At 56.1% G+C, this 10,404-nt stretch carries 9 protein-coding genes and 1 tRNA gene; 6 read left to right on the top strand and 4 right to left on the bottom strand.

The annotated features are described in order from the left end of the window. The 4 genes from F8I07_RS06110 to thiC all read right to left on the bottom strand — a co-directional run. A partial coding sequence (locus F8I07_RS06110; protein ID WP_292657086.1) for a DUF302 domain-containing protein occupies nt 1–433 on the bottom strand: 433 nt, incomplete at its 3' end. Nucleotides 434–622: 189 nt separating this feature from the next. Next, nucleotides 623–700, bottom strand: a tRNA-Pro gene (locus F8I07_RS06105). Nucleotides 701–782: 82 nt separating this feature from the next. Next, nucleotides 783–1,901, bottom strand: coding sequence for an Mrp/NBP35 family ATP-binding protein (locus F8I07_RS06100; RefSeq protein ID WP_292657084.1), 1,119 nt, complete (start codon nt 1,899–1,901; stop codon nt 783–785). Between the two features lie 95 nt (nt 1,902–1,996). After that, the gene (thiC, locus tag F8I07_RS06095; RefSeq protein ID WP_292657081.1) at nt 1,997–3,364 is read right to left on the bottom strand and encodes a phosphomethylpyrimidine synthase ThiC; all 1,368 of its coding nucleotides are present in this window, start codon (nt 3,362–3,364) and stop codon (nt 1,997–1,999) included. 282 nt (nt 3,365–3,646) lie between these two features. Here thiC and F8I07_RS06090 point away from each other — a divergent pair, with 282 nt between their 5' ends. The 6 genes from F8I07_RS06090 to ccoS all read left to right on the top strand — a co-directional run. Then, entirely contained in the window at nt 3,647–4,771 is a 1,125-nt protein-coding gene (locus F8I07_RS06090) for a bifunctional 2-C-methyl-D-erythritol 4-phosphate cytidylyltransferase/2-C-methyl-D-erythritol 2,4-cyclodiphosphate synthase (protein ID WP_292657079.1), read from the top strand. Next, the gene (locus tag F8I07_RS06085) at nt 4,768–5,652 is read left to right on the top strand and encodes a response regulator (RefSeq protein ID WP_292657076.1); all 885 of its coding nucleotides are present in this window, start codon (nt 4,768–4,770) and stop codon (nt 5,650–5,652) included. Before F8I07_RS06090 ends, F8I07_RS06085 begins: the two co-directional genes overlap by 4 nt. Beyond that, the gene (locus F8I07_RS06080) at nt 5,630–6,820 is read left to right on the top strand and encodes a sulfate adenylyltransferase (protein ID WP_292657074.1); all 1,191 of its coding nucleotides are present in this window, start codon (nt 5,630–5,632) and stop codon (nt 6,818–6,820) included. Before F8I07_RS06085 ends, F8I07_RS06080 begins: the two co-directional genes overlap by 23 nt. 108 nt (nt 6,821–6,928) lie before the next feature. Then, nucleotides 6,929–7,417 carry a phosphatidylglycerophosphatase A gene (locus tag F8I07_RS06075; protein ID WP_292657073.1) on the top strand — a complete coding sequence of 163 codons (489 nt, stop codon included), beginning with the start codon at nt 6,929–6,931 and terminating at the stop codon, nt 7,415–7,417. Nucleotides 7,418–7,549: 132 nt separating this feature from the next. Next, nucleotides 7,550–9,973: a heavy metal translocating P-type ATPase gene (locus F8I07_RS06070; protein WP_292657072.1), complete on the top strand. Its 2,424-nt coding sequence runs from the start codon at nt 7,550–7,552 to the stop codon at nt 9,971–9,973. 209 nt (nt 9,974–10,182) lie between these two features. Next, a partial coding sequence (gene ccoS, locus F8I07_RS06065) for a cbb3-type cytochrome oxidase assembly protein CcoS (protein ID WP_292657069.1) occupies nt 10,183–10,404 on the top strand: 222 nt, incomplete at its 3' end.

Below are 10,404 nucleotides of genomic sequence, written 5' to 3'. Positions count from 1 at the left end.
GCGTAATGCGGCAGGGGAGGTAGGCTCCGTACGCCATGGACCATTTGACCATCTTGATGGCGATGGCGGGGTTGCAGTAGCTGAGGACCCGTGTATAGGGCTGGGGCTTACCGGTGCGCAGTGCCACCTCTTTGGAGAGGGGCAGATCTCCGACAGGTTTAATCCCCATTTCGGTGGCGACGCTATTGAGAGCATCCACCACTTCATCGGGACTGATGCCTTTGTCTACTTTGACTTTGCGGACCGTCGCTTTGCCGATGTCTCCGGTTTCGAGCAGGGTCGTCATCATATGGGTATAGACATCCTTGGCTTTGGGATCGAGTTGTTTCATCTGCTGGATCCGGGTCCCCAGATCCAAAACGGTCCAGGCGTAGATCACACCGGCAATAGTTAGGAGCCCTATCAGGGCAAAGAGCTTGGTCAGAAATTTCATGGGAATACCTCACTTTCATCAATTATGATGAAAGATCATATCAATATATATCTATAGTTCTTCTTAAAATATACTCAATTATAATAATTTATTATCTTATATGCGCTTTGATCGGATAAGGACCTTCTTTGAATGCGAGGAAAAATTGTTGGACTTTACTACGAGAAAATTATGAAGAGTTGTAAGAAATGGTCGGAGTGACAGGACTCGAACCTGCGACCTCTACCACCCCAAGGTAGCGCGCTAGCCAGACTGCGCCACACCCCGACTGAAAGTGGATTAGAATATTAGCGAAGGAAGCTGAAAAAAACTTGAAAAACCGGGAAACTCCCCCGGAAAAGCGGGGAGTTTACTTCATACTGCAGGCGCTGACACCCGGAGGGGTCGTGGGCTGGATCGCGGCGTTGTCGGCACCGCCTTCTTCGTTGACCTTCTCCATGAAGGCGATCACTTTGCCGGCCGCCTCCTGGAAACGCTTGGCGGTTTCGCTCTCGGGCTGGGTGTAGGTCACCGGCTTGCCGGTGTCTCCGCCGATGCGGACCTGAGGCTCAATGGGAATGCGGGCCAGCAGCTCGGTGCCGTACTCTTTGGCCACGGGCTCGGAGGTTCCCATGCCGAAGATGTCGTACTCCTTGCCGTCACCGGGACAGATGAAGCCGCTCATATTCTCGATGAGTCCGGCGATGGGGATATGGAGCTTCTGGAACATATCGAGGCTCCGGCGGCTATCGTCCAGGCTCACTTCCTGGGGCGTGGTGACGGTGACACCGGCAGTGACAGGGACACTCTGGGCCAGGGTCAGCTGGGCGTCACCGGTCCCGGGAGGCATGTCGATCACCAGCACATCCAGATCGCTCCAGAGAATATCCCGCAGGAACTGCTCGATGGCCTTCATGATCATGGCACCGCGCCAGATCAGTGATTGGCCGGGCTCCATGAGACTCCCCATACTCATCACTTCGATGCCATAGGCTTCGATAGGCTTGACCTTGTTGCCAACCACCTCGGGCTTGACATCCTCGATCCCCATCATCCGGGGAATGTTGGGGCCGTAGATATCGGCATCCAGCAATCCCACTTTCTTGCCCTGCATCGCCATGGCGATAGCCAGGTTGACAGAGGTAGTCGATTTACCCACTCCTCCCTTGCCGGAGCTGATCATCAGGAAGTTTTTGACCTGGGGTGCGATGTTTTTACCGGTCATGGAGTTGCTGCGCTCCACCGGTTTCTTGGGGGCGATGATCTCCACATAGACATCTTCGGCTCCCGCCTTGGCCAGTTCGGTCTCGATATCCTTGATCAGCTGCATCTTCACCTCGTCGGCGCTGGAGGTGATCTCCACCGTCACTTTGACCCGATCGTTGTCGTCGATCTCGATTCCCTTGACGAAATTGAAACTGACGATATCTTTGGTAAACCCGGGATAGATCACGTTTCTCAACGCATCCAATACTTTTTCTTCTGTCATTTAAACTCCTTGAATTTAGTGTTACGTGTTGTGTGAAGTCGCAAGCACGGAGCTTTGCTCCTCACGTCGCAAGTCGCAAGACTCGTTACTAGTGACTAGTTACTCGTTACTAGTTTCTCATCCTTCATCGTCTCTCCATGCTCCTCGACGATACTCTGCGTGATCTTGTAGGAGCAAAACTTCGGCCCGCACATAGAGCAGAACTCCGCCTCCTTGAAGACATCCTGGGGCAGAGTTTCGTCGTGGTACTCCCGAGCCCGGTCGGGGTCGAGGGCCAGCTCGAACTGCCGGTTCCAGTCAAAGCCGTAGCGGGCATCACTCATGGCGTCATCCACGTCCCTCGCTCCCGGGCGGCCACGGGCGATATCGGCGGCATGGGCCGCGATCTTGTAGGCGATGATCCCCTCGCGCACATCCGCGGCGTTGGGGAGGCCCAGGTGCTCTTTGGGGGTGACGTAGCAGAGCATACTCGCCCCGTGCCAGCCGCCCACCGCCGCGCCGATGGCGGAGCTGATATGGTCGTATCCTGCGGCGATGTCGGTCACCAGCGGCCCCAGGATGTAGAAGGGCGCTTCGTGGCAATATTCGCGTTCCAGCTTCATGTTGCGCTCGATCTGGTTCAGGGGCACGTGGCCGGGCCCTTCGATCATCACCTGCACATCCTTCTCCCAGGCTTTGAGCGTCAGCTCTCCCAGCACTTTGAGCTCGCTTAGCTGCGCCTCGTCGCTGGCGTCGGCCAGACAACCCGGGCGCAGGGAGTCGCCCAGGGAGAGGGAGACATCGTAGCGGCGGCAGATATCCAGGATCTCGTCAAAAGCTTCGTAGAAGGGATTCTCCCGATGGTGGTGCATCATCCAGGCCGCCATCAAAGAGCCGCCCCGGCTGACGATCCCCATTTTTCGCTTGGCCACGTGGGGCATGAAGCGCAGCAGGAATCCCGCGTGGATCGTGAAGTAGCTCACCCCCTGCTGCGCCTGCTTCTCCAGGGTCTTGAGCATGATATCGATGGTGAGGTCCTCCACCTTGTCATTGATATCATGGAGAATCTGATAGATGGGAACCGTCCCGATGGGAACCGTAGAGTGGGCGATCACCGCTTCACGGATCGCGTCCAGGTCCCCGCCGGTAGAGAGGTCCATGATGGTATCGGCCCCGTATTTGAGGCAGACGTCGACCTTTTCGATCTCGCCGGAGATGTCACTGGCCAGAGCCGAAGAGCCGATGTTGGCATTGATCTTGCAGCTAACCGCCATCCCAATCGCCATGGGGTCGAGATGGGTATGGTTGACGTTGGCGGGGATGATGCAGCGGCCGCGGGCCACTTCACTGCGCAAGAACTCCGGATCGATCCGTTCTTTGGCGGCGATCGCCTTCATCTCTTCGGTGACGATCCCCTGCCGGGCATAGTACATCTGGGTTCGGACGGGGTCATTTTCCCGTGCTTTGAGCCATGCTTCTCTCATAGTCGGTCCTCATCTTCTTCGGATTTATGCAGTTATACCAACGCAATCTTAAAGGAAACATAAAAATATGGAAAATCCTGAGTAAAATTGTCATGTTTGGCAAAAAAAGAGTCTATTCTTATTCTTTTGAAGATGCTATGTTTCAAAAAGTATCTGTTTTTTCTCTCTAAGCTGATGGGTGTATAATTTCGTTACACATGAATTAGATTTACACTTCTTCCTGATAACGTAGGGAAGACAATAATACATTATATTGATCCAGATGATACAAAAAGGAACTTTGTGAGCAAACCTTCTCTCATTCTCTTGGCGGCCGGAAGCTCTACCCGCTTCGGCCTCCCGGTAAAAAAACAGTGGCTCTATCAGGGGGAGATTCCCCTCTGGCTTCTTGTCGCCCGGCAGTACCAGGAGGCTTTCGGGTTCGAGGAGATCATCGTCACCGGCCATCCCGATGAGTTGGCATATATGAAACAGTTCGCCGACTACACCTTTGTTCCCGGCGGCTCCAGCCGTCAGGCCTCTCTTGCCAATGCGTTGAAACGGGTTAGCCGCGAATGGGTGCTGGTCAACGATATCGCCCGCTGCTGCCTCGACGAGGCCATGGTGAAACGGGTGCTGGAGAAAAAGGGAGAGGCCGACTGCATCGTTCCGGCTCTCCAGGCAGTCGATACGGTTTATTACGAGAATCGCCCTGTGGAACGAAATGCAGTCCGACTGATTCAGACTCCCCAGCTCAGCCGCACTCCGATACTGCGAAAAGCTCTGGATCTTGAAGAGACGTTCACCGATGAAAGCAGTGCCATCCATGCCGCCGGTGGCCGGATCCTCTTTGTAGAAGGATCCTCCAGAGCCCGGAAGCTGACCCACCCCGGGGATCTCCATCAACTCGACTGCCTCATCCCGCCTGCTTCCCGGACATTGACGGGATACGGGCTGGATATTCATGCCTTCGAAGCGGGGAAGCCGATGGTTCTGGGGGGCGTCCCCATCGACTCTCCCGTCGGTTTCAAGGCTCACAGTGACGGGGACGTGGCGGTTCATGCCCTCATCGACGCCCTGCTGGGTGCCGCGGGAATGGGGGATATCGGCGAACACTTCCCCGACACCGATCCCTGCTGGAAAGGCGCCGACTCGATGGAGCTCCTGGAGGAGGTGCTCAGCCGCATCCGCAGCTGCGGACTGGTCCCCCTGCAGGCGGATCTGACAATCCTGGCCCAGGTCCCGAAACTCGGGCCTTACAAAACGCAGATCCGGCAGCAGCTGGCCCGCACCATGGGCCTGCTTCCTGCCCGGGTCAATGTCAAAGCCACGACGGCGGAGAAGATGGGGTTCGTCGGCCGTGAGGAGGGGGTAGCCGTCCACGCCGTCGCCACCCTGGGAATCTACGATTGGAGCAAAAAATCATGAAGATCGTCATTATCGAAAACGAACTCTACCTGGCCCAGAGTATCGCCGCCAAACTCTCGGAGTTTCATTTCGAAACCGAGATCTACAGTTCGGTCAAGGAGGCGATGGCAGCCCAGGGGGATGTCTATCTCCTCTCGACCAATCTTCCCGGCCAGAATTTCCTCCCTCTGATCGAAAAGTTCAAAGAGAAGAACGTCCTGCTGATGGTCAACTATATCAATAACGACACCGTAGGCGAACCTCTCAAAGCCGGGGCACGGGACTACATTGTCAAGCCTTTCATGATCGAGGAGCTGATCCGCAAAATCGAACACTTTCACAACTACCGGATGCTCCAGGAACGCAACCGCTTCTACGAAGAGTATCTGGACCACCTCTACCGGGAAGTAGAGTGTGAGCTCGAACCAGAAAATGTCAGTCTGCCCGTCGTGATCCGGACCAACTATCAGCGGGCCGCCGACAAACTGGCGCTCAAATTCAACCGGGTCAAAAAGAACATCCTGACCCTGATCTCTCTGGAGGAGAGCGGCTGGAAAGAGAAAGTGGCGGCACTGGACGATGAACATATCGGCTACATCATCCATCTGGAAAAACTGAAGAAGAACGAGAGGGAACAGCTCTTCGAACTGCTGGAGGGCAAAACTTTCATTCTCACTGACAGTTCCTCGGAGGTGGAGACCCCCTTCCCCACTCTGACCCTGACGGCAGGCAACAAACTCTACGATCAGGACGAAATCCTGACCATCGACGAATATGTGCAGTACATCGTCCGGACCTTCCAGTACAAATTCCCCGATACGGAACTGAGCAAAAAGCTGGGAATCTCCCGAAAAAGCCTCTGGGAAAAAAGGAAAAAGTATGACCTCTTCAAAAAGAAATAAGACCCTCTATATCGATACCGAAGCCCTCTCCACTCTGGCCCTGGTCCAGGAGGGATTGTTGGCTCCCGTTACCCGGCTCATGGGACGCCGGGAAGCTGAAGAGGTCGACCGGAGCCATCTGTACCGGGGGCTGCCTTTCCCCTTTTCTTTCATCCTCGCTCCCAAAGGGCGTCGTAACGAAGAGACTCTGAAGAGCCTGCAGCCCGGCGAGGAGGTGGAGCTGGTCTGCGAGGGGCAAAAGGTGGGAGAACTGACAGTCGAAGAGGTCTTTCCCATCGATCCCCAGGAGCGCCTGATCCATATCTACGGCTCGGCGGATCCTGCTCACCCCGGGGTCAAAAATACCATGGCCCGTCTCGGAAACTTTGCCGTCAGCGGCCCCTACCGGGTCGAATACCCCCTGATCCGCGATACCGTCAATCGGATCCGGCAGATGATTCACCGCACCGGCGCACAAAAAGTCTCGGCCATGATGCTGGCCGCCAATCCTCTCAACCGAGCCCATGAACGGATCATCCGCCAGACCCTCACCGACGCCGATCTGGTGATCCTCTTTCTGCGCAAACCTTTCACCAACGAAGGCCTCCGCTACGATATTCGCCACAACGCGCTGCAGCTTTTTATCGACAATTTTCTTCCCCGCAACAAGGTCCTGGTAGTCCCTTTCGAAAATACCTACATCTTCGCCGGATACAACGAACTGGTCCTCGATGCCCTGGTGGCAAAAAACTGCGGCTGCAACGAACTGGTCATCGGCAAAAACCACGCCGGCCTGGGACTCTACTACGATCAGAACCGTCTCAACACCATTTTCGATACCCTAAGTGATCTGGAGCTGCAAATCACGACCGTGGATGAATATGTCTACTGTGATACCTGCCGTACGCTGGTGAGCACCCAAACCTGCCCCCACGGGCAGCACCACCACATCCACTACCACTCCGAATCGATCATGTCCTTGATCCAAAACGGCATCCTCCCCCCGCCGATTCTGGTCCGCAAAGAGATCTCCGCCAGCATCTTGACCGCCCTCTTCCCCAACCGTTTCGGAAATCTCCAGGAGATCTACTACTCCCTGATGCCCAGTAGCGGACTCCTGGAGCCCAAGACTGACGAGCAGTTCTATGTGAAACTGATGGAACTCTATCAGACAAGCTCGCTGACGTGAGTCTCTGACTCGCGTCAGAATTGAGGATGGAGAATGGAAAATTTACAAAAGCGCCGAAGGCTCTCCCAATAACCAATATACCAATACACCAATAACAAAGGCCCGATCATGAAATTCTCAGACATCTTTCTAACCTTTTTCGGCGCGGGACGTCTGCCGGCTCCCCGGATCAGCGCGACACTCATCGCCTGGGTCCTCGGGCTGGGATGGATCTACCTTTTAGGCGCGGAGAGTCTCTTCACCCTGGCCTTCGCCCTCTTCATCATCGGGATCTTCGAGATCACCAAGGCCGAGAACCGGGGAGTGGAGCACGATGCCCCCTTCATCGTCATCGACGAGGCGGTAGGGGTCTGGGTGGCGCTCTGTGTCAGCGCCTCGGCCCTGGCCTGGCTGCCTGCCTCTGCGGTAAACCTCTGGCTCCTCTCCGGCGGCGCCCTGGGCGCCTATCTGCTCTTCAATCTCTGGAGCCCCTCCACCATCGGATGGATCCGCCGAAATCTCCGGGGCGGGCTTGGGGTAATGCTCGACGATGTGCTGGCGGGCTTCGCCGCCGGACTGCTGGTCCTCCTGGCAGCCAAAGGCTTCACACTGGCATAGGAATAGCTCTGAAAATCCAAAATCCAAAAATTCTCCATTCTCCATTCTCAATCCTCAATTCCCAAAAGGTTTACCCTTTTTGGCTAAAATCACTCCTATCTTACAAAACCCACATAATCCAGGAGTGAAAGTTTGGCCCGAGTCCCCTGCACCCACTGTCATCTGGAGTTTGACGAATCGGTGATGATCACCGAAGAGGAGAACGGCAAAACACTCTACTTCTGCTGCAAGGGGTGTCAGGGGGTCTATCATCTCCTCCGATCGGAAGGGCTCGATACTTTCTACGACAAGCTGGGCAATCAGACCCTGGAACCCGCCGACAAAGCCCGTAGCAAAAAAGAGGATCTGGAGCGCTTCGACCTGGAGGGCTTCCACAACAAATATGTCCGCACCACCCCCGAGGGGTTCAACGAGATCCACCTCATCATCGAGGGGATCCACTGCTCGGCCTGCGTCTGGCTCAACGAAAAGGTGCTCCACCAGACCCCCGGCGTTATCGAAGCGACCATCAACTACTCCAACAACAAGGCCAAAGTGATCTGGGACCCGGAGCAGATCCGCCTCTCCCAGATCATCGAGACCATCCGCAACATCGGCTACAACGCCTACCCCTACGATCCCTCTCTCCAGGAGGAGCGGGCCGTCAAGGTTCGCAACGACTACTACTCACGGATCCTGGTGGGCGTCTTCGCCACCATGAACATCATGTGGATCGCCATCGCCCAATACGCCGGCTACTTCACCGGCATGGAAAAGGGGCACAAAAACATCCTCAATATCGCCGAATTTCTCCTGGCGACCCCGACCCTCTTCTACAGCGGATGGATCTTCTTCCGCGGAGCCTGGTTCGGGCTCAAAAACCGCTTCATCAATATGGATGTTCTCGTTGCCTCCGGCGCAACCCTGGCCTATCTCTACTCCATCTACGCCATGATCACCCTCAAGGGGGAGGTCTACTTCGATTCGGTGACGATGATCATCACCTTTGTCCTGGTAGGAAAATACCTAGAGGTGCTCAGCAAGCGCCAGGCGGTGGATACCCTCGACAAAATCATCGGCTCCATGCCCACGGAGGCCACCGTCGTCAAAGAGGGAGAAAAAGCCCTGGTCTCCATCGAAAACATCGTCCCCGGCGACCTCATCGAGCTCAAGCCGGGAGAGAAGGTGGCCATCGACGGGATCATCCGCCAGGGCAGCGCCCTCTTCGACGAGAGTCCCCTCACCGGCGAGAGTGAACCGATCCTCAAGCAAGAAGGCGACGAGATCCTCAGCGGCACCATCTGTCTCGATTCGGTGGTGCGCTACGAAGCCACCAAACGGGCCGAAGATTCTCTGCTGCATCAGATCACGGAACTCCTCGGTGACGCCGTGACCAAAAAGCCCAGAATCGAGCAGCTGGCCAATGTAGTCTCGGGCTACTTCTCCGTCGTCATCCTCTCCATTGCTCTGCTGACTTTTGCCGGATGGCTCTGGTACAGCGGTTCATTCGAACGGGCCCTGATCGTGGCCATCAGTGTCATCGTCATCGCCTGTCCCTGTGCCCTGGGGCTGGCCACTCCCATGGCGACGTTGGTGGGGATCTCCCGGGCCGCCAAACGGGGCATCCTCTTCAAAGAGGCAGCCCAGCTGGAGACCATGGCCAAATGCGACCTCCTGGCGGTGGACAAGACCGGCACCGTCACCGAAGGACGTCCCAGCGTAGTGAGTTTCAAAACCTTCGAGGGCTTTGATCCGGCGCTGCTGCTCTCGCTCGTTGCCGGGAGCAACCACCCCGTCAGCCAGGGCGTCGCCCGCTACCTGCGGGAGCGCTACCCCGAACTACGCACTCTGGAGCTGGAAGCCTTCAAAGAGATCCAGGCCCAGGGAGTGACCGCCGAATACCACGGACAAAAGCTGGCCGGAGGGAACGTCGCCCTGATGGAAGCCCTTTCGATTCCCGTCGATCTCCAATCCCAGGAGACCCTCTTTCTCTTTGCCATTGACGGTAAAATTACCACCGTGATCGAACTGCGCGACCGGCTCAAAGAGGGCGCCTACGAAGCGATCACCGCCATCAAGGCCCTGGGGGTCAAGGTGGTGATGCTCACCGGCGATCACGAAGCGGCGGCACGCCGCATCGCCCTGGAGGCGGGGATCGACGAAACCTATGCCCGCCTGCTGCCCCAGGACAAAGCCGAAATGATCGACCGCTTCCACCAGGAGGGGCATACCGTCGTCATGGCCGGCGATGGGATCAACGACGCCATCGCCCTGGCCCGCAGCGACATCGCCATCGCCATGGGCAGCGGTGCCGACATCGCCATCGAGGTCAGCGACGTAGTCCTGCTGGAAGACCGCCCCCAACACCTGGCCGATGCTTTTCTCATCGGCCGACGGACCTTCCGCAGCGTCAAACAAAACCTGGGATTCTCGGTCCTCTACAACAGCGTCGCCGTCCCCCTGGCCGTCTTGGGTTACGTCAATCCCCTCATCGCTGCGCTGTCCATGAGTTTGAGCTCCCTTTTTGTTGTGGGGAACTCAATGCGTATCAAGTTGGGAGTGAGGAGTGAAGAGTGAAGAATTTCGGTATGCGTTGCTTTGCAACGCTTTTATAAAAGAAGGGGTGAGAAAGTGAGAGAGTAAGAGTGTGGGTAGTATAAGTTTTAATACCTTCCCACTTTCTCACCAGCGCGAAGCGCGATCCCACCTTCTCACCTCTTTTCAAGCAACATAGAGGGGCGAAGCCCCGTGCTTGCAACCTGCAACTATTGAATGAAAGGAAAAACATGAGCGATTCGATCATGGCCCTGATGCTGGGGGTCTCCACTTTCCTGGGTGCTCTCGGACTCGTGGCCCTGCTCTGGGGCCTGCGCAGCGGACAGTTCGATGATCAGTCCAAATTCCTTGATGGCGCCCGTTTCGACGGCGAAGAGGAGCTCAAAGACGCCGTCATGATGGAAGAGAAGAAAAAAGAGGCGCTGGAAAAGAAGAAAAAAGTGGAGAAAAAG

The organism is Nitratifractor sp. (genome assembly GCF_015487065.1).
Lineage (GTDB): Bacteria > Campylobacterota > Campylobacteria > Campylobacterales > Sulfurovaceae > Nitratifractor.
This window is presented reverse-complemented; position numbering and strand designations above follow the sequence as displayed.

Excerpts from the sequence above, each read along its gene's own strand:
- F8I07_RS06100 (WP_292657084.1), bottom strand. The coding sequence starts at position 1,901 with ATGACAGAAGAAAAAGTATTGGATGCGTTGAGAAACGTGATCTATCCC.
- thiC (WP_292657081.1), bottom strand. The coding sequence starts at position 3,364 with ATGAGAGAAGCATGGCTCAAAGCACGGGAAAATGACCCCGTCCGAACC.
- F8I07_RS06085 (WP_292657076.1), top strand. The coding sequence starts at position 4,768 with ATGAAGATCGTCATTATCGAAAACGAACTCTACCTGGCCCAGAGTATC.
- F8I07_RS06080 (WP_292657074.1), top strand. The coding sequence starts at position 5,630 with ATGACCTCTTCAAAAAGAAATAAGACCCTCTATATCGATACCGAAGCC.
- F8I07_RS06075 (WP_292657073.1), top strand. The coding sequence starts at position 6,929 with ATGAAATTCTCAGACATCTTTCTAACCTTTTTCGGCGCGGGACGTCTG.